Genomic DNA, 22,745 nt, shown 5'->3' on the forward strand with positions numbered 1-22,745 from the left:
ATAATAAATCCCCCCTACGAAAAGTAGGAGGGAACAATAAATAACGGTTCAAGAAAACCTTGAACCGTCTGAATCGGCGAATGCCGAGAGTCTATATAGGTAAAAAGGAGGCATACATACATGGGTTTAACTAGCACACTAACACTAAACAATGGCACTAAGATTCCAGCAATTGGACTCGGTGTATATAAAGCAGAGGCAGGAGAAGAAGTTTACCAAGCTGTACGATCAGCCTTAGAATTAGGCTACCGCCATATTGATACAGCTTCCCTTTATGCAAATGAAGAAGGAGTTGGACAAGCCATCAAGGATAGCGGTATACCGCGAGACGAGATTTTTGTTACTACCAAGGTTTGGAACGATGAACAAGGGTTCCAAGAAACAAAAGCAGCGTTTGCCCGCAGCTTAGAACGGCTTCAAATGGATTATGTGGACTTATACTTAGTACATTGGCCAGTACCAGGCAAATTTATCGAAACTTATCAGGCGCTAGAAGATATTTATCGTGAAGATCAAGCAAAGGCAATCGGAGTAAGTAATTTTGAACCACATCATTTAGAAGCACTGTTAAAAGAAGCGAGGGTAATACCAGCTGTTAATCAAATAGAGTTGCATCCGCAGCTACAACAGCAGCATATTCGTGAGTTTTGTGCTAAACATGATATTCTGATTGAGGCATGGGCTCCTTTAGGGAAGGCACAATACTTTGATCATCCAACTTTACAGGAATTAGCAAATAAGTATCAGAAGAAGCCATCCCAAATTATTATCCGCTGGCAATATCAAAGCGGGATTATTACGATTCCGAAGTCTGTACGCAAAGCGCGTCAGCAGGAGAATGTCGATATTTTTGACTTTGCCTTATCCAAGGAAGATATTGCTAAGATCGAAGCGATGGATGCGAATCAGCGTCTTGGTCAACATCCTGATGAATTTGATTATGGTGTTTAAAAGCTAGACAGATAATTTTCAAGCACAAAGTTTTCATGGGACAAAAGTGTAGTTGTCAAGTCAGCTTTCGAATAATAAATTGAATGATGATCGCTCCGTTCGGATTTTAGAAGAAAAGGACTTGTACAGAGATGAAGTGCGTTTGTTGAACAAGAGGAGGGGGGACAGATCCAGAAATGGGATGCCCTCTTCTTATTTTGGCTTAATTTCCATGTATATCTGGCTTGTGCTGCATCTATTCCACTACTAGTTCTGCAACATAATCTTAACCAGTTAATCTTTCCTCTGCTTGTTTCCAAGTAGTTAGCAGCTTAAAGCTTCTCTGTCTTTCACACTGATCGAGAATAAACATTTATGGGAAAGAAGATGATATAATAATGATGTATACTAAGCTGGAATGAGGTGACTCATGAAAGAGACAGACGATCGCCAGGATGATATTATCGATGAGGATTTGTATGAAGAAATTGATCCTGAGGAAATGTATGAACTGATTCAGGAAGAAAGGCGTAAATTGCAAGAGAAACAACGAGCAGAGCAAGAAAAACCAAAAAAACGATTTCCAAAATGGATTTTTTGGGTGATTGCAGCAGCCATGTTTATTCAAGTTATTGCCATTTTTCCTCAGACGTTCTCGATACCAGCCATACAATTTATTCAAACTTCGATTACCTTAATGCAGGATGATGATGTCCGCAGTTATCGAGAGGCCGTAGTGGTGATTGAAGGGGCAGACAATAAAGGAACTGGTTTTGCCATTTCAGAAGATGGTTATATTTTGACGAATTACCATGTGATTGAAGATCAGCCAATGATTACTGTTGCCTTCGCACAAGAAGGTTTATATAGAGGGGAAGTCGTGGCCAGCTTTCCAGAGATTGATCTGGCTTTACTTACAGTGGAAGGCAGTCATTTACCAAGTTTGCCGTTAATTCAAGAAGAACAGCCGCATGAAGCAGAGGATGTTATTTTTATAGGGAATCCTTTACAGTTTAACGGTATTGCCAATCAAGGTGACATTATCGGCATGACATGGTTAAAAAATTGGGATCAACCTGTGTACATGCTAGATGCCCCGGTTTATCGAGGTAATAGCGGCAGTCCAGTCATTAATGATCAGGGAGAAGTGATCGCTGTTATCTTTGCAACACAGTCACATCCAGAACATGGTAAAATTGGATTAGCCGTACCGATCAACTATTTTCAGACTTTATATGATAAAACAAGTGAACAAAACCCCGAGTAATAATCGGATTTTTTTATAAATGAGTGTTAAAAAAATAGGTGTTTTATGTTGTCGACTATAGAAATGTAGTCGGCATTTCTACTTTTGTGCCATTTTTTATGAAGCGGAATGGATATATGTTCCATTGTTAAGTGAATGTAAAACAATACTACCATAAATAGTAGAGAGTGTTTAGGTAATTAGGTTTATGTTGAGTCAATGTGCCCATTATCTGCAAATGAATCTTAATGATTTGTAATTAAAACATGGTAGATTGAGACATAGTTTTCTTTTATTCTAGAAAAAACGATCATTTTTGCATGATAAACAAGAATGGAAAATTTGGACTATCTTATAAGTATAAGGAAACAGTGAATAAGTATGGACGAGTTAGCTCGATCCAGCCAATATGTATCATTCCGGCACTTGTCACTTTTTGTGGATTCTTTAGAACAGCTGTAAGCTATCGATCATGCAAAAAAAATAAATAAAAAAATTGGTGAAAATGATGAAAAAAATAAATGAAAACAGACAAAAAATTGTAAATATCAACCGAATTTTTATAAAGGACTGGTGGTGTACATTATGTTAGGAAGCCAGTTAGTCGATAGAGAAAGAAGTCTTGAAGAGCAAATTGAATTGATACAATTAGGGAATGAAGAATTACGGAATCAGATTATTAAATCTTATCAGCCATTTATCGCAAAATGTGTATCAGACGTGTGTAAAAGGTATATTCAGAAAAATAATGATGAATTTAGTATTGGCATGATGGCATTTAACGAAGCCTTAGATATATATACTTGTGAAAGAGGAACCTCATTTCTTTCTTTTGCTCAAGTCATTATTAAACGTAAGGTAATTGATCATATTAGAAAAGAACAGAGACAATATATGTATCCTTCCTTAGATGCAGCCGATGACGATGAATTAGAGGAAAGTCCAATTCAAATTGTGGAAGCCAAAAAGGTCTATCAGTTAAAAGAAGAATCATGGTATCGTAAACAAGAACTCCATGAGCTATCTAGGCAATTAAAGGAGTACCGTATTTCCTTCTCCGAATTGACTGTGATTTCTCCTAAACATAGGGATGCACGGGAATCCGCTATTTTTGCAGCAAAACAGTTAGTAGAAGATAAGGAATTAAAGCAATACGTACTAAATAAGAAACGAGTCCCTATTAAGAAATTATTAAATTTGGTTTCTGTAAGTAAGAAAACATTAGAAAGAAACCGAAAGTTTATTTTAATGATCTTTATTATTTTAACTGGAGACTATCTATACTTAAGAGAGTACTTAAGGGGGTAGATCTGTGAAGAAAGGAATCATTGTGGAACACCGCTCTCATTATACGATTATCATGGATAATGAGGGGATGTTTCACAAAGCAGAACCAATACAGGAGAAGGATATAGGGGTGGAGACGGCTTACCAGCCAAAAACCTTCCCTCTGGATGCTTTTTTTGTTTTTTTAAAGAGGGGGAGATGGACATTACTATCGATGGTCTTGATATGCTTGTTATGCATTAGTCCCCTCTATTTATTGCTGGACAGAAATGAGGCCTACGCTGTTGTCAGTCTTGATGTTCATCCCAGTTTAACAATTAAAGTGGATGAAAATTATAAAGTACTGGATGTAATGGCCATGAATAAGGTAGCTCAAGATGTTGTCCAACAATTAGAAACAAAAGGAAAGACTCTGATTACCTACACCGATGATCTGCTCACATATTTAGAAACACAAGACAATATGTCACCACCAGCTTCCCTGTTAATGGCATTCAGTTACTATGGGGAGCGAAATGGGCGTGGCTGGCAGGAGAATATCAAACAACATTATCAAGACTATAGTTATCCGGTCGTCATTTATGAGGTATCCGAAAAACTGAGAAAAAAAGCGGAAAATGAAAGCATATCGATGAATCAGGCAGTTGCTGATCTGCTAGCCGCAGAAGAAGCAGCAGAAATCCAACCGGTTTTTTTAGAACAAGAAGATTCCAACCTTTTTTTAAATCAAGAACAAAAAGAACTTATAAAAAATTTTTACCAAGCACCTTCTTTCAAGAGTACCGAACTTCAGGAAATAAATAGCTATTAACCTGATTAGCGAGGCAATGGCCTTTCTATCTTGTTTTTGTATGTGCTTGAATAAGTACATAGCAGATAATGGATGAGATCTGATTGCTTTTTTAGAAGGAGAAGGGTTACCTGCTTTATTTGTTGCTGGAAATAGTTTTCTGTATAACCCTCACTTTCTCATTAGGAGATGGTGAGGGTTTGTTTTTGGAATAAGGCATAATCGATATATTCGATTAATTGGTTATACTTGTAGGTTAAATACATTTCGGAGATTGGGTAATGATAAGCATGTAAGAAATGTTCAATTTTTTTGGAGAGTAAATCGTCGTTGGTGCGAACCATTAAGACAAGCAGGTTATCCCACTGTCCCCAGATGGTATAATACAATGCTTTATCATAATCGATAGATGTCAAAGAAAAACCCCCTTATAGTAATTAGTTGCTAAAGCTGGGGTTAAGGATAGCTTGTGCGAATATCGGGTAAAGCAGTCCAACAAACTGCTGGATGGTTTTCCATTTTTTTAATAGCATAGCTTGCTGCCTCTTCACTCATACTAGGAAAGAATAATGTGAAGGAGGTAATGAAATGAAATTCCCTAAGGTTGCTTTAGGCTTAGCGGCAACAGCAATGATCGCATTGGCTGGCTGTAATGGCAATAATCCGGATAATGTTCAAGAAGAAGGAAGCGGAGCACGTAATATCAACTATCAGCAAACAACAGATAATACAGGTGTTGATGATAGGACACGCAATCGTGACGCTGTTGATGAACGCATGAACGATGATAATAATCGTGACCAAAGACAGTATGATGTTTCTGCCGAAGCTGCGGATAAGATCACTGCTGAAGTACCGGATATTAACAATGTCTATGTCTTAACAACAGACAACAATGCTTATGTTGCTGCTTCATGGGACAAAGGTGAAGAAGGTAATACAGACAAGAATGCAGCAGAATTAGACGATGATACCAAGAAGAAAATCACTGACGTGGTAAAATCTGTTGATTCTGACATTGATAATGTCTACATTTCCACTAATCCAGATTTCTTTGAATTAAGCGGTCAATATATCAATGATATGGAAAATGGTCAGCCTGTTGAAGGTTTCTTTGGACGTATTGGTAACATGATTGAACGTGTATTTCCAGATGACAGAGCAAGATAATCATCAGCTTCATTTCTTGTTATTAAAAAGGTTCTGACCGAATCAAGGATCAGAACCTTTTTTGTATGGAATTAGTGTAAAAGCCTTTCTATAGTTATTTTATTGCAGCATACATATAAGTGAATCTCCCAAGTAATGTCTGTCATATCTGCTTCTTTTCCATTATAGAATGGAAGGCTTTTATGCATAAATGGATCAAGTTAGTGAAAATAGATAGGATATCCCCTAAGCATGTGATACAATATGAAGGAAATCGACATAGTGAAGAAATAACAAGGAGTGGTATCGATGGTAAACAAAATGAATGTAGAAAGCTTTAATTTAGATCATACCAAAGTCAAGGCGCCTTATGTACGTCTAGTGGGAGTAACAACTGGAGAACATGGGGACAAGGTATATAAATACGACATTCGTTTCTGTCAGCCTAATCAGGATCATATGGAGATGCCAGGTCTTCATTCCCTTGAACATTTAATGGCGGAGAATGTCCGCAATCATATCGATAATATATTGGATGTAAGTCCAATGGGGTGTCAAACCGGCTTTTATTTAGCTATTATAAATAATGACAGTTACGATGAGGTAGTCGAAGCTTTGGCAAAAACATTACAAGATGTACTAGAGGCAACAGAAGTACCGGCTTGTAATGAAGTACAATGCGGCTGGGCTGCTAGTCACAGCTTGGAAGGCGCACAGGCTATTGCAAAGAAAATGCTGGCTAAGCAAGACGAATGGCATATTGTGTTTGCAGAGTAAGATGATGAAGCAATCCCACATACAATTGTTGAGCTGAATATTTTAATAACGAAAAGACTGTCGCACAATTTATTTCTCATCGTGCAACAGTCTCTTTTTTACTTTACACTATAAGAAAACATACTTCCAAATAAGAGGCTGAATTTTATCAAATACTGACCGTCTGCAACTCCCATCCTAAGCCTTGGTGAAGGGTTAGGAACACTGATTTAGTTTGTAAGTCTAAACGGAAATTCATCACAAATTAGTTTTTTAAGCTTTAATAATGAATTAGTACATTTTATTTCTGTGGGAGGGTGCTTCTTATAAAAAAATCAAAAACTCAAGCTGTTCTAATGTATCATTTGTCACAAACATGTTAAACTATGGAAGTGATAAGAAAGGATAGTGATCCATATGAAGGCAGTTCTTGATTATTTAGAACAACAGCAGGACACACTCTTAGATGAATTGAAACAATTTTTACATATACCAAGTATCAGCACAGATTCCAGTTACAAAGAATCAACTAAAGAAGCAGCTTCGTTTGTAGCTGATTACTTAACAGAGGCTGGCTTTGACCAAGTGACACTGCAGGAGACAGAAGGGCATCCACTTGTATATGCAGAATGGCTGAATGCGGGGGAGGATGTCTCGACAGTATTGATTTATGGCCATTATGATGTACAGCCGCCAGATCCGCTCGAACATTGGAAAAGCGATCCATTCAGCCCGGAAGTAAGGGATGGCCGGTTATATGCACGTGGAGCAAGTGATGATAAAGGTCAGGTATTTATGCACTTAGCTGTCTTGAAAGCTTTTCTCAAAGTAACAGGAAAACTACCGTTGAATGTGAAGATATGTATCGAGGGAGAAGAAGAGATTGGCAGTGCCCATTTATATGATATTCTTCAGCAGCAGCGAGAGAAGTTTCAAGCTGATTTTGTGATGATTTCTGATTCTGGCATGGTAGCCAAGGATCAACCTACCATTTTATACGGACTAAAAGGATTTACAGGTTTAGAGTTCACCTTAAAAGGGCCAGATAGTGATTTACATTCTGGGTTATATGGCGGTGCGGTAAGAAACCCGGCAATGGCAATGGCCCATTTGTTAGCCAGTATGAAAAATGAACAAGAAGTAGTGACGATCAACGGTTTTTACCATGGTGTAGAACCGCTTGATGATGAAGAACGTCAGTTAATCCAACAAGCACCTGGCGAAGATTTTCAAGCAACAACAGGGGTGGAGACAACCATTTCTGAATTAGGTTATACGCCCAAAGAACATACGATGGCTCGGCCAACGCTTGAAATAAATGGTCTTTACAGTGGTTATCAAGGAGAAGGCACCAAGACGATTATCCCAGCTGAGGCTACAGCAAAGATAACGTGCCGTTTAGTACCTGGGCAAGACCCTGATACGATTCAGGATTTACTAGTGCAGCATTTGGAAGAACATGTACCAACAGGGGTAAGCTTGTCTATAAAACGGGAGCCATTATCGGCAAAGGCATATAAGGTTGACCCAGATCATCCATTAATTACACATGCTGCGGAGAGTCTGGAAGAAACATTTGAGAAAAAAGCTGTTTTTGTCAGGATGGGCGGCTCGATACCGGTTGTGGAGTGGTTTGAAGCTTTGTATCACCTGCCTATTGTGTTATTAGGGTTTGGTACGCCAGATGATCGTTTACACTCACCAAATGAAAGTTTTCCTATTGCCCATTTTTATAAAGGGATGCGGACACTAGTTCATTATTGGGAGAAAGTACGCCATACGACAGTTTAATTCGGCGTGATAAATCATATTAACAGTGGGAGGAGAAAGATGGGGATTATTTGGGTAGCTTTATTGATAAGTGCATATTTATTATTTCTATTATTTCGTTTAATGTATACCCGTTATGTCCCGGTAAAAGGTGTGCCGTGCTTAGATAAGGAAAGCATGGAGCCGCATCGGCACGCTATCTTAGATATCCGTGACTATCAAGAAGCAAACAATGATCGAATAGAGGGGGCATTAATGCTGCCATTAGCATATTTAGGAAGATATTATAAAGAGATTCCTTGTAAATCTGTGCATGTGATTGCTTCCAATCGGCTGGAGAAAAATTTGGCGATTCGCTTGCTGAAAAACAAAGGATATCAGATTACTGGATACACACTCACTTCCTGTAACTGTCAAAAGAAAATTGGCAATTTAGCCTGAGTAGGAAAAAGGCTGTTGCACCATGTAATTCTCATGGTGCAACAGCCCTTTTTATATATAAAGAATAGAAGTATACTGCAACAGATGTTTTGTGTATAAAAATATGGGTTGAAGCTCTTCAAAGAAATGAATTTTACTGACAAGGTGAAGTAACTAAGTCATGTGGATTCAATAGAAATTTAGAAAAGTTTTAACGTCTGATTGCCCTATTTTTCCTTGTATATGGTAAAATAGTCTTTAATATGTGGCTGCTGAGCAGGTAAACTCGCCACATGATACTAGTTAGTCTGAAATAATCATACATAACGGCTAGGAAGATGGGGGTATTTTGCGGTGAGAAACATTTTTAAAAGAGAAAAAACAGAAAAAGAAATTCCTAATATTTCAACATTAGACGTATCACTAAATGTACCCAAAGAGAGCACGTTTGCAGTACAATTGAAAATGCTGGCTCTAACAGAACAAGATCTAAGAATGCTGAAGTATGTGCATCCATGGATTGAAGCGAATATTGCTGAAATAGTAGATCAATTTTATGAAAATCTGGAAAATGAATCATCATTATCTAAAATTATAGAGGATAACAGTTCAGTAGAACGTTTGAAAAAGACATTGACTATTCATATTCAAGAAATGTTCAACGGACAGATTGATCCGTCCTTTTTAGAAAAACGTATTCGTATTGCACAGATTCATGTTAAGATTGGTTTGGAAATTAAGTGGTATATGTGTGCTTTTCAAGGAATGTTAAATTCTATCATTACTATTCTGCATGAGAAAATCCCACAACAAACTTTATTTAGTGAGGTCATTAAGGCTACCACTAAAATGTTTAATTTGGAACAGCAATTAGTGTTGGAAGCTTTCCAAGCCGAGATTGATCATGAGAGAAACAGGCAAGAGTCAGAAAAAGAAGAATTACACCAGAAGATCAAGGAGACGTCCGAACAATTGTCTGTTATCTTCCAACGATCTCGATCTTCGACAGCCTCTCTTGTCAGTCAATTGGATGAGATTCTCCAATATGCCCAACAAGGTTCGGAAACAAGCGAAAATGTGGAGGCAGCTTCACTTGATAGACGTAATGATTTACAAAAACAGGAACAACAGATGGAAGTTATTGAAGAAAAGATGAATGGTATCAAGCAAGAAAGTAAGAACTTGACAACTATTTCACAACAGATTGAATCGATTATTCGTTTAGTAACGGATATTGCAGAACAAACCAATTTGTTAGCCCTTAATGCTGCGATTGAAGCTGCCAGAGCTGGAGAAGAAGGAAAAGGATTTGCAGTAGTTGCTGATGAAGTACGCAAATTATCTGAACAAACCAAAAGTTCCGTTAAGAATGTTACGGCACTAATTAAAGAAACCAATGATCAAGTTTCTAAGGTAACCGATTATGTAAATGATATGGAGGACTCTGTTTCAAGCAGCAGTCAAAATATGCGTCATACTTATCAATTCTTTGAAGAACTGGTGGAGAAGATGCATGAATCAAAAGGCCATAATAATACGATTGAAACGGAAATTGAGAAATTCTTTAATCAAATGGACGAAGTCAATCAATCTTTTGGTGATATTTCACAAGCAATTGATGATCTCGTTGCTATGACATGACCTTTTAACAGCTTCCTGCTTGATAGACAGGAGGCTTTTTGTCTGCCTTGAAAAAAGGGAGGATGCAACATATAAAATAAATGTCTAGCCTCAGAATGGGAAATTTCCATCCATAATGATTTGCTATATCCCTATTACATAGTGCTGTGTTCACGTTTCTGTCACAAACAACATATTTTATGTGATTAATTTCACAATTAGTATTGATGCAAAATAATGATCATGCTATGATGTAAGTGTAATAAATAATCATTCATTAAACAATATATTGTTAAATAATGAACAAGGTTTATTGTTAAATAATGAACAAGATTCATTATGAAGTAGCTAGTACATTTTAATGTGAATTAATGAACAATTAAAAAGGAGATGGGAATCATGTTTGTACAATTTTTAAGGGAAAATAAGTATGCAGCCATTATTTTAACGTTTATTCGTGTTTATCTGGGTTATCAATGGTTAACAGGAGGATGGCACAAAATCACTGGCGGTTTCGATGCCAGCGGTTATCTGCAAGGAGCAGTCGCCAATGCCGGAGGTGAGAACCCAACTGTACAGGCTTGGTGGGGTGTATTTTTAGAAAAAGTGGCTTTGCCTGGTGCCGATGTCTTTACTTTCTTGGTGATGTGGGGAGAATTGCTGGTAGGGATTGCCTTAATCCTAGGCTTATTTACTAACTTTGCTGCTTTAATGGGCATTGTAATGAACTTCGCTTTCTTATTCAGTGGTACCGTCAGCACCAACGCACAAATGGTCTTGTTAACGGTATTCTTACTAGTAGCAGGCTACAATGCTGCAAGAATCGGTTTGGATCGTTACGCCTTACCATTCTTAAAACAAAAAATATTTCATCAAGATACCAATAAAACGGTAAAAGAAACGGTGGAAGTATAATCATGAAATAGTCAGCACTTCTCTATTATATAGGGAGGTGCTGTTTTGCTTGTTGTCCAGGAAATAAAAATTTTTTTGCATGTGGACAACTATTTGTAGATAAGCGGCTGCGTCCAGCTCCAAGCGCCAAACTTTAGAGCCTTCACGTCGTGCCCTGCGATAAGTCATTAGCGGTTCGTAAACTCACCGTGATTCCTTTATCTCCGTTACGCCGCTCCAGTCTCTATGTTTTTAAACGGGCGCTTTTGGTTCCACTATAGGAAAGTATAAAAGTTTATAGGTTATAGTATAAGTAAAACTAAGGCTTTCGCTATAAAGACTTGGCGATAAGTCAAGTTTTTCTAAAAATCATGCATAAGTTATTCACTTGGAAAGAGTTTCGGCATGGTTAATTATTTTCATCAGACCTTCATATAGTATAGTGGAGGTGTTTTCTTTGAAATCAGATGAACGAAAGAAACTAGAAACAGCTATCGTTGAGATTACCGAAATTGCTGAAGGATTCGGTTTGGATTTTTACCCGATGCGTTATGAAATCTGTCCACCCGAGATATTATATACGTTTGGGGCATATGGGATGCCTACCCGTTTTTCCCATTGGAGCTTTGGCAAACAATTTCATCGCATGAAGCTTCAATACGATCTCGGATTGAGTAAAATATATGAACTGGTGATTAATTCTGATCCTTGTTATGCCTTTTTGTTACATTCTAATAGTCTGATCCAGAATAAATTAATTGTCGCCCATGTATTAGCACATTGTGATTTCTTTAAGAATAATATCCGCTTCCAACAGACGAAAAAGGATATGGTAGAAAGCATGGCTGCAACGGCAGATCGAATCGCAGCTTATGAGAAACAGCATGGGATACAGGCGGTGGAGACCTTTCTTGATGCCGTGCTGGCTATTCAGGAACACATTGATCCGTCTTTAATCAAAGCAAAGGAGTTAAAACAGGAAGAATCCAAAAAAAAGCCTAAACCAGCCAGTTCCAGTTACGCTGATTTATGGGAACTAGATCAGACATCGAAGGATCACAAACCGGAGGCAGGGAAAAAGAAGAAAAAGTTTCCTGCGCAGCCTGAGAAAGATTTGCTGTTATTTATCGAACAGTATAGCCAAGAATTGGAGGAATGGCAGTGTGACATTTTAACTATGATGCGGGAAGAAATGTTATATTTTTGGCCGCAGCTGGAAACAAAGATTATGAATGAGGGATGGGCTACTTATTGGCACCAGCAAATTTTGCGTGAATTAGATTTAACAAGTGATGAGACGATTGAATTTGCTTCACTTAATGCCAGTGTTGTTCAGCCATCAACTACCCAAATCAACCCCTACTATTTAGGGTTAAAGATATTTCAAGATATTGAGGAGAGATATAATCATCCAACAGAAGAAATGAAACGATTTGGTGTTCAACCAGGAACAGGACGGGAAAAAATATTTGAAGTTCGCGAACTCGAATCTGATATTTCTTTTATTCGTAACTATTTAACGAAGGAATTAGTACAGCAAGAAGATCTATATTTATTTCAAAAGCAGGATACACAATACAAAGTAGTCGATAAAGATTGGCAGCAGGTGCGTGATCAGTTTATTACCAATCGCTTTAATGGAGGCTTCCCTTATATTACAGTGACAGATGGAGATTATATGCGAAATGGAGAACTCTACTTAAAACATCATTATGAAGGAGTAGAATTGGACCTGCGCTATTTGGAAAAAACTTTACCATATATCTATCAATTATGGGGGCGGCCAGTACATTTAGAAACAGTCGTGGAAGGGCGGGATTGCTTATTTTCATGCAGTGATACCAATGTCACTAAAAAAAGCCTTTAGATATATCTCAGGGCTAACCTTGATTCAAGGAGGTCAAAAAATTAGCAGGAAGACATCAGCCTCTAACAACCTGATAAGTTGCGCTAAACCTCAGTAAGGATGGAAATTTTCACTGAGGTTTCATTTTCTTTAGAAACAATGCACTGGACAAATTGCCTAAACCGTAACACCGCATATAGTGTTAGGGATAGGAGGTAACAATGATGGAATCATTTTATCCAAACGAAAATTATGTCTATGATACAAATATGGATTATGGCAGTTATTATGATCCAAACTTTGATGCGCGTCAAATCACGATGTTTCCCGGATTTCCACCGTTTGGCCAGGGAGGTCCTGGTTCTCCGCCGCCATTTGTACTTCCGGGTCAAGGTTCTTCCCCCTCACCAGGATTTAATCCATCTGGTCAAGCCGCCCCTCCATTAGGGCCACCGCCTCAACAGATACCACAGCTGATGAGTAGCGGTCCGGGAGGTGCACAGACGCTAGCAATAGATGCTGGCTCAATGAGACACTGTTTGTTTCGTTTTACGTATGTATGGCTGAGTCCTAACCGTGGCTTTTGGTTCTATCCTACCTTTTTGGGGCGGAGATCAGTAGCTGGCTTTCGCTGGACCGGATTCAATTGGATCTATTTCGGGATTGACCTAAATCGAATTCATTCTTTTACCTGTGTGTAAGAAACTGGAGAAAAGGTGACCCTTTATTCTCTCGCCGCCTTTCTCCTCACTTTTCCACTATTGGCAGTTTCTTATTAAGTGAGACTGCTGGCTAGTGAGGGTTTTATGGATAGCCGCCTCAGGATAAGCAGGCGAAAATGTTGCTGTGATGACAACATTTTCGCCTGCTTTAAATTGGTCTTGTGATGAAAAATATAATCATTTGAATAGTCAGCAAGAACCATTTTAAGAAAATTATATTTATACCCAGAATAAAAAAGATTGAAAAGTTCGGACATCTAACCTATGAATATGGTATTCTTTTGTTAATGATATTAAAACATACATAGATATTTCATGTATGCGTGATTCTTACAAAAAAAGTGATAGGACGCACATAGGGAGAGGATAAGCTTGCAGCTTTGGCCCAAATGGATTGGCTATATTCTGATTAGTATCCAAGTGCTAGTTGTTTTTTTGCTTATTTATGAAAATGAACTATCTATCCAATTAATAGGAAGCAGTATCTTATTTATTTTATGTAGCATAGGCAGGGAACTATTTATTGACATGGATCATCAGCCCCGCTTACATAAGTTTTTTCTATGGGTGCAGCTAGCGATAGGATTTCTGGTTACTTGTTTCGATACTTCTTTTATTTCCAGTATCTATCTATATTTTTTGATTTCGGAAATGGCGTTAACTTGCCGTTTTCGAGAAAGCTTCTTATATATGATATGCTCCTATATCCTCTATGTAGTAAGCCGGTGGATTGTCTTTGATTTTCCGGCGTTCCAAGAAATTAGTTTTGTAATTCCTCGCAGTCTGGAATTTGTGATCATTTATGCTGCTTTTTATGTAACCAAAATTGCCATTGATCAAAAACAGGAGCTAGCAAAAGCATACGACAAATTAGATGAATCCAGTAAAGAAATCGATACTTTATTGATAGAAAATGAGCGTGTTCGCATCTCAAGAGAAATTCATGATTCGGTTGGTCATGTGTTGACCAATACGATCGTAGGTATTGATACTGCCAGAAAAATTCTTCAGCATGATCAGGCAAAGGCAGTTGCGATGTTGGACAGTGTTAGATCATCTGCTCAAGAAGGCTTGGAGGAAGTGAGAGCAACTGTTCACAAGATGAAAGCAACAGACGATGCTTTTCTCGATTATCGCTTAGCTGTCGATCAGCTGTTTTTAAAAACGGAAAAAAATACAGAAGTACAAATCACAAAAGAAATGCCTCCGGATATTCCGATCCGCTCTCCAAAAGTCCAAATGGCGGTCTATCGTATGCTGCAGGAAGGACTGACCAACGGATTGCGTCATGGTAAAGCAAATCGGTTTACTTGTCTTATTACAGTCTCTGCGGAAGATGTGGTGATTCAACTTAAAGATAATGGGAGTGGTTTTGAACCGCCAATAAAAGAAGGATTTGGATTACATGCCATGAGGGAAAGAATAGAGGATTGTGGAGGCAAGCTGCAAATAGAATCGACGCTTAGGGAAGGAACTGTAATTACTTGCAGAGTGCATGCTGAAAAATAAAGGAGCAGGGCATCATGAAACAATCGGTACGGATAGCTATTGCGGATGACCAATCCATTATTAGAGAAGGACTGGCTACTATGATCAATTTGGAGGGGAATTGTAACGTGGTCATCCGGGCACAAAATGGAGTAGAACTGATAGAGAATTTAACTAACAATTCAGTTGAGTTAATTTTATTAGATATTCAGATGCCAGTAATGGGTGGCCTGGATACATTAAAACAGCTTAGAAAAATGGCATATAGTGTACCAGTTATTATGTTAACTACATTTGCAGATGATCAATATATGATAGATGCAATGAAGCTAGGTGCAGCCGGGTATGTATTAAAGGATATCGAGATAGAAGAGCTGTTTATGGCGATGGAAAGAGTGGTCCATGGACATATGGTGTTTCCTCAAATAGTGCAGAAGAAGTTGATAGAACAGCTAAGTCAGCAACAAAAACCAGAAGTCACAATGAAAGAACAACTGCTTGAACAGGGGATTTCTATTAATAGCAGAGAGGAAGAACTGTTAAAATTAATTGCGCTGGGATACTCGAATCAGCGGATAGCAGATGAAGTCTATCTCTCCTTAGGGACAGTCAAAAATTATTGCAGCAAACTTTATGGAAAGTTACGGGTAGAAAACCGGGCAGAACTGGTTTCTTACCTCCATCAATTATTGAAAATATAGCTGCATGGATAGAAATACGATGTGTACGGGAGTCCTTTATTCAAAGGAAGGATTCCCGTACACATTTTTATTAGAATTGATCAAGTCAATAGAGGAACATAGAGATAGATTCTTTTTACATAAAATTATCCCTGTGATACATTCAATAATTTATAAAGGGAAAAGTGACGGAAGGACGGAAAGATGTGACTTTAGTCATTCCCTTTTTATTATATACTTTTAACCAAGAGGATTGCTTTATTTATTATAAATATTTTGGCAGGAGAGCAGGGAGAGGAAGGGGTATCATATCATGGGAGTAAAATTAATTAAAATCTCGGTTGTTTATTTTGTATTAGGAGTGTTACTTGGTCTTTATATGTCTATGGCGCAAAATTACAGCTATACGGGAGTACATGCACATATGAATTTGTTAGGCTGGTCTTCTTTGACCTTAGCAGGCATTTTGTATTTGATGTTTCCGCGAGCTGGCAGTAGTCTGTCTGGGAAGATTCACTTTTGGCTGCACAATCTTGGTCTGCCTTTGATGATGATTGGATTATTCATGGGAATTAGCGGATACACACCATTCCTTATTTTGATTCCAATAGGAGGAATGACCGTTGTCTTAGCTATTCTAGTTTTTGCTTTTAATGTGATGAAAAATATTAGTCTTTCTGATTATTCTTCATCGTAAAAGAGCTGCAGTGATAAGAGATAGCTGTCTATAAAATGAATTTGTATGCTTTCTTAGCGGTACAACGAAAGGATGGATAGGATGCCAAAACAGAAACAAAAATCAGGGGTCTTTTTGATGGTAACTTTGCTTATCGGCTTATTATTTACACTAATATTGATGCCTAATAAAGAAGTGGCTTATGCAGAGGGTTCTCCAGTTAAACAACTGAAAGATCTGAACCAAGGCGATGAAATCTCTTTTGCTGATCAAGAGTGGACTGTGTTGGAACCGGAAGAAGGCTATATTTTGATCAAAGATTCACTTGGAAGAGGACAGTTTGATCAGGAATGGTCTACTAGGTTTGATGTATCGAGGGAGGTCAATATTGGTTATTATTTAAATACAACATACTACGATACATTAAACGATGAGGAAAAGGAAGCGATCTTACCGAGGGAATGGGGAATTGGTCATGAGGGTGATGAAAATGGCGGAACGGTGGAAGCAAAGATTGGCTTATTATCCCACAGTGAATGGTCGAAGTATAGCAAGCGTCATAATAGGGAGGCGGGTTTTTTAAATCCTCCTGCAGAAGACACCTGGCTGCGGACACCTTATTCTGCTAGCATTGGTCATGTTTGGGGAATCTGGGCAGAGGCTCGTGGTAATTTTAATCGATATCAAGTGCACAGCGGTCGTGCAATTAGCCCCGCTTTGACTTTGAATCCGGAACTTTTTATCTCTGTAGAAAATGAGGTTATCTTGACGGAAAGAGTAGAGGGAGAGCCGCCTTTTCAGTTACCTACTCATATCGCTGCCGCAGCAACTTTTACGATCGGTTTAAGAAGTGATGGCACAGTCATTGCAAAAGGTGATAATAGTCAAGCTCAGACAAATGTCAGGAATTGGAGCAATATTGCACAGGTTGCAGCAAATAGTTATCATTCAGTCGGATTAAAGGAAGACGGTAGTGTGGTTGCAGTCGCATCGGGCCTTTATGGTCCGTTGGATGTGAGTGGCTGGAGAGATATTGTTCAAGTGGCGGCAGGTCAGCTGCATACGGCTGGTGTTAAGAGTGATGGAAGCGTAGTTGCAACGGGTTATAGTCTTCATGGGCAAACAAATGTGGATGAGTGGGAGGATATCATTCAAGTGGCAGCGGGTGCTCATCATACAGTTGGCTTAAAAAATGATGGCAGTGTGATCGCAACAGGCAGGAATAATTATGGTCAAACAGACGCGGAAGACTGGGAGGACATCATCCAAATTGCAGCAAGCGGTGAACATACGGTTGGTCTTAAGAGTGATGGAAGTGTGGTTGCAACGGGTTATAATCTTCAGGGTCAAACGGATGTAGGGGATTGGGAGAATATTACCCAAGTCGCAGCAGGTAATAGTCACACAGTAGGTCTAAAAAGTGATGGTCGTGTCATTGTGGCGGGGCGAGATCCTTTTGGGTTTGGTCATACAGATGTGAAGGCATGGGAGAATATTATCCAAGTCGCAGCAAGTGGTGGTCATACGGTCGGTCTAAAAAGTAATGGACGTGTCGTCGCAACAGGCTCGAATTCTAATGGCCAGATAGAATTGAATGATTGGACTATAAAAACGTTTGCTCCACAGCCTGCTCAAAGGTTGACCGCAAAAAGTGCTCCTAATGCCGAAACAGACGTAGAAGTGAGTTGGCAGCCTACACCAGATTGGGGGATTGGGACAGCTTTCTCCCGTAAGTATGAACTGGAGCAATGGGATGGAGAGGGCTGGATCGTGTTGGATGAATTTTCTGAAAGCGATACATCATGGCAAGGAGAATTGCCAGAGATAAATCAGTCACAACTGCGAATTCGTACAGTTACAGATTTTCATGTATCTGACTATACAGAGTCTAATTTATTCCGAGTCGGTTCCCCGGCCTCGCCGGAGATTACCGCTTATCCAGAGATAACCAATCAATCTGCCATTGATATTTCAGGAACAGCAGAAGCTGGCAGTGATGTAAAGGTCACATATGGCGATGAAGAAAAAAGTGTATCAGCTGATGAAAAAACAGGCGAATTTACAATAGAGGGAGTGGAGCTGATTCCCAATCAGGAAAATCTATTAGAAGTTGTAACCATTTCTTATGGTATAACAAGTGATTCGGTCCAGCTATCCATTTTACATGATGATATAGCTCCGCTTGCTCCAACAGTTGAATTAGAACCAAATGGTTGGACAAATGAGGAAGAAGTGCTAGTCACCATTACGAATGGAGAGGAAGCAGGAAGCGGTGTGGCAAGAACGGAATACCGTATTGGCGAAGAAGCTTGGAAAACTTATGAGGAAGCATTTACGATAACAGAAGAAGGCGAGACACAGGTAGAAGCTCGTACGATAGATCAGGCAGGAAATGAAAGTGATATGGCTACAGCTACGGTAAAAATCGACCGTACCGATCCAAGTATTACGATTTCTATGACACAAGGTGATGAGGAAGCGGATTACGAACATGATACATGGACGAATCAAGCAGTACATCTATCGGTGCAAGCAGAAGATCAAGTGTTGGAGGATTTAGTGATTCGTGTAAACAATGAGGAGATCGAGGATATTGCTGACTTTCAGCATGTGTTCTCTATTTCCGAAGCAGGAACATACGCCATAGAGGTGAGCGCTTCTGATCAGGCAGGGAATAAAGCGGAAGAAGAGCGTATCGTCAAGATTGATCAAAGTGCTCCAGGCGCACCGGTGATAGAACTTGACCCAGAAGGCTGGACTAATCGAGAGAAAGTAACCGTTACGATAGAAGACGGTGAGGATGAAGCGAATGGCAGTGGTATTGCGGCTACGGAATACCGAATAGGAGAAACAGGTGATTGGATGACATATGAGGATCCTTTTGATGTGGAAGCAGAAGGGAAGACAGCCGTTTATGCCCGAACGATAGATAAAGCAGGGAATACCAGTGAAGGATCCGAAGCAATCGTCCGAATCAAACGAACGACACCAGCGGCTCCAAGTATAGAAGTGGAAACAAGCGAGTGGACAAACGCCGCCAGTGTTGCTGTAGACTTAACAACAGAGGAAGATACAGCAGAGATCGTATACCAGCTAAATCGTACTGAAGCAGACGAATGGCTAACCTATGCTGGTGATTTGGTGATAACAGCAGAAGGAGAAACAACCATTTATGCCCGATCGATAGATCAAGCAGGTAATAGCAGTAAGATTGTGGAAGCAGTTGTAAAGATAGATCACACTGCTCCAGAGTTGACTCTGCTTGGTGAAAATCCGCTGTATATATTATATGGGGAAACGTTTGAGGAACCTGGTTATCAAGCGGAGGATAATTTTACCGATGATTTAGAAGTAGTTGTGACAGGAGAAGTGGATACGAACCAAATAGGCAAGCAAGAATTAATCTATGCCGTACAAGATCACGCTGGGAACAAAACAACCCAAACTCGAACGGTATATGTTGTGGATGAAGACCAGCCTGTCATTATCCTGAAAGGCGATAACCCGCTTATTCTTGAAGTGGGAACAACCTATGAAGAAGCTGGAGCAACTGCTGAAGATAATGTCGATGGTGATATCAGTGATCAAATTAACATCACAGACAATATGGACACAGCCAAACTGGGAGTCTATCAGGTCATCTATCAAGTAGAAGACAGTTCTGGCAACCAAACGGAAGTGATTCGCACCATAGAGGTTGTAGATACTACCGCTCCAGAAATGACACTGGATGGAGAAGAAGAGATAACCATCGAACTTGGTGATGATTATCAAGAAGCAGGTGCTCAAGCCCTAGATAATTATGATGGCGATCTGAGCGATCGTATCGAAATCACTGGGAGTGTTGATACCAGCCGGATAGGAACATATCAGCTAACCTATCGGGTGGCAGATAGTTCAAATAATGCTGTCAGCCAAATCCGTACCATCCATGTGACAGATACAACACCGCCAACAGATGTTATTTTCGAAACAACAGGAGTAACAACAGAGCATGTAACATTCACTTTCTCTGCACAAGATTTGGGTGGGATCAAAAATTACATGCTGTCACGGGATGGAGAAGAAATCGCTCTTATCGCTGGAGACGAAACAACCTACACAGATAATGAGGTACGGGCGAGAACCACTTATCTTTATCAACTTACAGCCGTTGATTTTTCTGATAATGTTTCTTCCGCAGTAACTGTCAAAATTACAACAAAAGAAAAACCTAAAACAGGCGCACCAATAACCGTAGAGTATGTAGATGAAGAAGGAAATCAGCTCGCTGATACAGAAGAAATCACCGGAAAGATAGGAGAAGTCTATGAAACTACAGCCAAAGAAATCGAAGGTTATCAGTTAATTCAACATCCAGAGAATGCAGCTGGTGAATTTACCGAAGAAGCGCAAACGGTGAGATATATTTATACACCAATAAAAGAAGAGCCATTACCAGGAGCACTTGTCACAGTGAAATATGTGGATGAGCAAGGAAATGAACTGCTTCCAGCTGAGGAGCTGAACGGAAAGATAGGCGAGCCCTATCAAACGTATCCAAGTAACATCGCAGGTTATGAATTAATCCAGACACCTGATAATGCAGCCGGTGAGTTCACAGATAAGGCGCAAACAGTGACATATGTGTATGCACCTGAGGAAGGAAATCTTGAGGGAATGATTATCATTGCCTATGTAGATGAAGCTGGTCAGCCAATCGCTAGTCGAGAAACAAGGGTAGGCATAGTGGGAGAGCAATACGAAACCGAGCCCAAAGAAATCGAAGGCTACGAATTAATCCAAACACCGGAGAATGCAACTGGTAAATTTACAGAAGAGGTACAAATGGTGACATATGTATATGCCCTAGAGAAAGAAGAGCCGACACTGGGAGCACCCGTCACGGTAAAATATGTAGATGAAGAAGATAACGAACTTATCCCTTCAGAAGAATTAACGGGGGAAATAGGAGAAGTCTATAAAACCGAGCCAATCCAAATTGGCGGCTATGAATTAATTCAAATACCAGGTAACGCAGCAGGTGAATTTACAAATGAAGCCCAGACTGTTATCTATGTGTATGCGTCAGTGGAAGAAGCAGTTGAGGGAACGATTATTATTGCCTATGTAGATGAAGCCGGTCATGCGATTGCTAATCGAGAAACAAGGTTAGGCGTGGTGGGAGAGCGATACGAAACTGAACCAAAAGCAATCGAAGGCTATCGATTAATCCAAACACCAGAGAATGCGACGGGTCAATTTACAGAAGAGATACAAATGGTGACATATGTATACGCCTTAGAGAAAGAGGAACCAAAACAGGGAGCACCTGTCACGGTAAAATATATTGACGAAGCAGGTGTTGAGCTTCTTCCAGCCGAGGAATGGAACGGAAATATAGGGGAATCTTATCAAACGTACCCAGCGAATATCGAAGGTTATAAATTATTACAGACTTCTGAGAACGCAGCAGGTGAATTTACAAATGAAGCCCAGACTGTTATCTATCTATATGCGCCAGTGGAAGAAGCGGCTGAGGCAATGATTCTTATTGCATATGTAGATGAGGCTGGTCAGCCAATCGCTAGTCGAGAAACAAGGTTAGGCGTGGTGGGAGAGCAATACAAAACTGAACCAAAAAAAATCGAAGGCTATCAATTAATTCAAACACCGGAGAATGCAACAGGTACATTTACAGAAAAAGCGCAAACCGTTACGTATGTGTATGCACAAGAGAAAACTATAGAACCAAAAGCGCCGGAAACAATAGAAATTGAGCTGGATCAGCCACCATTAGAGATGTTTCCAGCTATAACAGTAACCATTAAAGAGACACAGACAATCATCGAATTGCCGGCTGATTTACCAGAAGGAACGAGACTGCAGGTAAAATCAGTCGATAGCCTGACTTTTGAAGGCTTTCAAGTAGCTGGCGAGCTCTATGACTTTATCTTTATCTATCCAGAAGGAAAGGAAGATTACACCGGTGAATTTATCCTGACGATGGGAGTAACAGAAGCTAGCGACCAAGCCGTTATCTATTATTATCAGGATGATAGTGGAGAATGGGAACGTATCGGAGGAACAAGAGAGAAAGATTTGGTGACAGCAACAGTCACTCACTTCTCCATCTATGGTGTTTTATTGGCAGAAGCGGACTCACCAATACCAAAAGAAGAAACACCAGAGCCGAAAGAATCTGGCAAGGAAGAGCAGAAACAGAAACCGAAAGAAACCAAAAAAAGCACACAGCCTCAAACAGATAGTAAGCAAGCAGCAGATTCCGCATTACCTAAGCAAACAATTGGCTCTACAGCAGTTACAGGAGCCGGAGAACAAGGAACTGGTCTCGAACAGAATACTGAGGCCAAGACAGGTGACTTACCTAATACGGCTACACAGCAATATCACTGGCTGCTAGCAGGTAGTATATTAATACTATTGAGCGGCAGTATCTGGTGGTTCCGAAGAAACAGTAAACAGTGACAA

General features: G+C 39.6%; 17 protein-coding genes. 16 read left to right on the top strand and 1 reads right to left on the bottom strand.

Annotation, left to right across the window (positions count from 1 at the left end; genetic code table 11):
* The first annotated feature begins 120 nt into the window (after positions 1 to 120).
* The 4 genes from JOD18_RS01850 (at position 121) to JOD18_RS01865 (ending at position 4,274) form a co-directional block, all read left to right on the top strand.
* On the top strand, positions 121 to 951 hold the full coding sequence (locus JOD18_RS01850; protein ID WP_204667208.1) for an aldo/keto reductase: 831 nt from the start codon (positions 121 to 123) through the stop codon (positions 949 to 951).
* 409 nt (positions 952 to 1,360) lie between these two features.
* Positions 1,361 to 2,197 carry a S1C family serine protease gene (locus JOD18_RS01855; protein WP_204667210.1) on the top strand — a complete coding sequence of 279 codons (837 nt, stop codon included), beginning with the start codon at positions 1,361 to 1,363 and terminating at the stop codon, positions 2,195 to 2,197.
* Between the two features lie 564 nt (positions 2,198 to 2,761).
* Positions 2,762 to 3,484: an RNA polymerase sigma-I factor gene (gene sigI / locus JOD18_RS01860; protein ID WP_204667212.1), complete on the top strand. Its 723-nt coding sequence runs from the start codon at positions 2,762 to 2,764 to the stop codon at positions 3,482 to 3,484.
* 4 nt (positions 3,485 to 3,488) lie between these two features.
* Positions 3,489 to 4,274: an anti-sigma-I factor RsgI family protein gene (locus tag JOD18_RS01865; RefSeq protein WP_204667214.1), complete on the top strand. Its 786-nt coding sequence runs from the start codon at positions 3,489 to 3,491 to the stop codon at positions 4,272 to 4,274.
* A gap of 161 nt (positions 4,275 to 4,435) precedes the next feature.
* Here the strand turns inward: JOD18_RS01865 and JOD18_RS01870 are convergent, their stop codons facing one another.
* Positions 4,436 to 4,669, bottom strand: a complete 234-nt coding sequence (locus JOD18_RS01870) for a YhdB family protein (RefSeq protein WP_204667216.1) — start codon at positions 4,667 to 4,669, stop codon at positions 4,436 to 4,438.
* 172 nt (positions 4,670 to 4,841) lie between these two features.
* On the opposite strand from JOD18_RS01870, the gene JOD18_RS01875 reads away from it, so the two are divergent.
* From JOD18_RS01875 to JOD18_RS01930, 12 genes are all read left to right on the top strand, one after another.
* Positions 4,842 to 5,423, top strand: coding sequence for a YhcN/YlaJ family sporulation lipoprotein (locus tag JOD18_RS01875; protein ID WP_204667218.1), 582 nt, complete (start codon positions 4,842 to 4,844; stop codon positions 5,421 to 5,423).
* 288 nt (positions 5,424 to 5,711) lie between these two features.
* Positions 5,712 to 6,179, top strand: coding sequence for an S-ribosylhomocysteine lyase (locus JOD18_RS01880; protein ID WP_204667220.1), 468 nt, complete (start codon positions 5,712 to 5,714; stop codon positions 6,177 to 6,179).
* Positions 6,180 to 6,575: 396 nt separating this feature from the next.
* Positions 6,576 to 7,949, top strand: coding sequence for a dipeptidase (locus JOD18_RS01885; RefSeq protein ID WP_204667221.1), 1,374 nt, complete (start codon positions 6,576 to 6,578; stop codon positions 7,947 to 7,949).
* Positions 7,950 to 7,988: 39 nt separating this feature from the next.
* Positions 7,989 to 8,369, top strand: coding sequence for a rhodanese-like domain-containing protein (locus tag JOD18_RS01890; protein ID WP_204667223.1), 381 nt, complete (start codon positions 7,989 to 7,991; stop codon positions 8,367 to 8,369).
* A gap of 333 nt (positions 8,370 to 8,702) precedes the next feature.
* Positions 8,703 to 9,989, top strand: a complete 1,287-nt coding sequence (locus tag JOD18_RS24735) for a protoglobin domain-containing protein (protein ID WP_204667225.1) — start codon at positions 8,703 to 8,705, stop codon at positions 9,987 to 9,989.
* A gap of 378 nt (positions 9,990 to 10,367) precedes the next feature.
* Positions 10,368 to 10,883 carry a DoxX family protein gene (locus JOD18_RS01900; RefSeq protein ID WP_204667227.1) on the top strand — a complete coding sequence of 172 codons (516 nt, stop codon included), beginning with the start codon at positions 10,368 to 10,370 and terminating at the stop codon, positions 10,881 to 10,883.
* Positions 10,884 to 11,319: 436 nt separating this feature from the next.
* Entirely contained in the window at positions 11,320 to 12,729 is a 1,410-nt protein-coding gene (locus JOD18_RS01905) for a SpoVR family protein (RefSeq protein ID WP_204667229.1), read from the top strand.
* A gap of 200 nt (positions 12,730 to 12,929) precedes the next feature.
* Positions 12,930 to 13,409 (top strand): hypothetical protein, encoded by a 480-nt coding sequence (locus tag JOD18_RS01910; protein ID WP_338029476.1) that lies wholly within the window; start codon positions 12,930 to 12,932, stop codon positions 13,407 to 13,409.
* A 393-nt stretch (positions 13,410 to 13,802) separates the two neighbouring features.
* Positions 13,803 to 14,939 (top strand): sensor histidine kinase, encoded by a 1,137-nt coding sequence (locus JOD18_RS01915; protein ID WP_204667231.1) that lies wholly within the window; start codon positions 13,803 to 13,805, stop codon positions 14,937 to 14,939.
* 14 nt (positions 14,940 to 14,953) lie between these two features.
* A complete protein-coding gene (locus JOD18_RS01920) occupies positions 14,954 to 15,619 on the top strand; it encodes a response regulator transcription factor (protein WP_204667232.1) in 666 nt (221 codons plus the stop codon).
* Between the two features lie 292 nt (positions 15,620 to 15,911).
* Positions 15,912 to 16,295, top strand: coding sequence for a cytochrome-c oxidase (locus JOD18_RS01925; protein WP_204667234.1), 384 nt, complete (start codon positions 15,912 to 15,914; stop codon positions 16,293 to 16,295).
* A gap of 81 nt (positions 16,296 to 16,376) precedes the next feature.
* Complete coding sequence (locus JOD18_RS01930) at positions 16,377 to 22,742, top strand: MucBP domain-containing protein (RefSeq protein ID WP_204667235.1); 6,366 nt, start codon at positions 16,377 to 16,379, stop codon at positions 22,740 to 22,742.
* Positions 22,743 to 22,745 lie beyond the last annotated feature (3 nt).

This window comes from Gracilibacillus alcaliphilus, assembly GCF_016909015.1.
In the GTDB taxonomy this organism is placed as follows: Bacteria; Bacillota; Bacilli; order Bacillales; family Amphibacillaceae; genus Gracilibacillus; species Gracilibacillus alcaliphilus.

Excerpts from the sequence above, each read along its gene's own strand:
- JOD18_RS01850 (WP_204667208.1), top strand. The coding sequence starts at position 121 with ATGGGTTTAACTAGCACACTAACACTAAACAATGGCACTAAGATTCCA.
- JOD18_RS01855 (WP_204667210.1), top strand. The coding sequence starts at position 1,361 with ATGAAAGAGACAGACGATCGCCAGGATGATATTATCGATGAGGATTTG.
- sigI (WP_204667212.1), top strand. The coding sequence starts at position 2,762 with ATGTTAGGAAGCCAGTTAGTCGATAGAGAAAGAAGTCTTGAAGAGCAA.
- JOD18_RS01875 (WP_204667218.1), top strand. The coding sequence starts at position 4,842 with ATGAAATTCCCTAAGGTTGCTTTAGGCTTAGCGGCAACAGCAATGATC.
- JOD18_RS01880 (WP_204667220.1), top strand. The coding sequence starts at position 5,712 with ATGGTAAACAAAATGAATGTAGAAAGCTTTAATTTAGATCATACCAAA.
- JOD18_RS01885 (WP_204667221.1), top strand. The coding sequence starts at position 6,576 with ATGAAGGCAGTTCTTGATTATTTAGAACAACAGCAGGACACACTCTTA.
- JOD18_RS01890 (WP_204667223.1), top strand. The coding sequence starts at position 7,989 with ATGGGGATTATTTGGGTAGCTTTATTGATAAGTGCATATTTATTATTT.
- JOD18_RS01900 (WP_204667227.1), top strand. The coding sequence starts at position 10,368 with ATGTTTGTACAATTTTTAAGGGAAAATAAGTATGCAGCCATTATTTTA.
- JOD18_RS01910 (WP_338029476.1), top strand. The coding sequence starts at position 12,930 with ATGATGGAATCATTTTATCCAAACGAAAATTATGTCTATGATACAAAT.
- JOD18_RS01920 (WP_204667232.1), top strand. The coding sequence starts at position 14,954 with ATGAAACAATCGGTACGGATAGCTATTGCGGATGACCAATCCATTATT.
- JOD18_RS01925 (WP_204667234.1), top strand. The coding sequence starts at position 15,912 with ATGGGAGTAAAATTAATTAAAATCTCGGTTGTTTATTTTGTATTAGGA.
- JOD18_RS01930 (WP_204667235.1), top strand. The coding sequence starts at position 16,377 with ATGCCAAAACAGAAACAAAAATCAGGGGTCTTTTTGATGGTAACTTTG.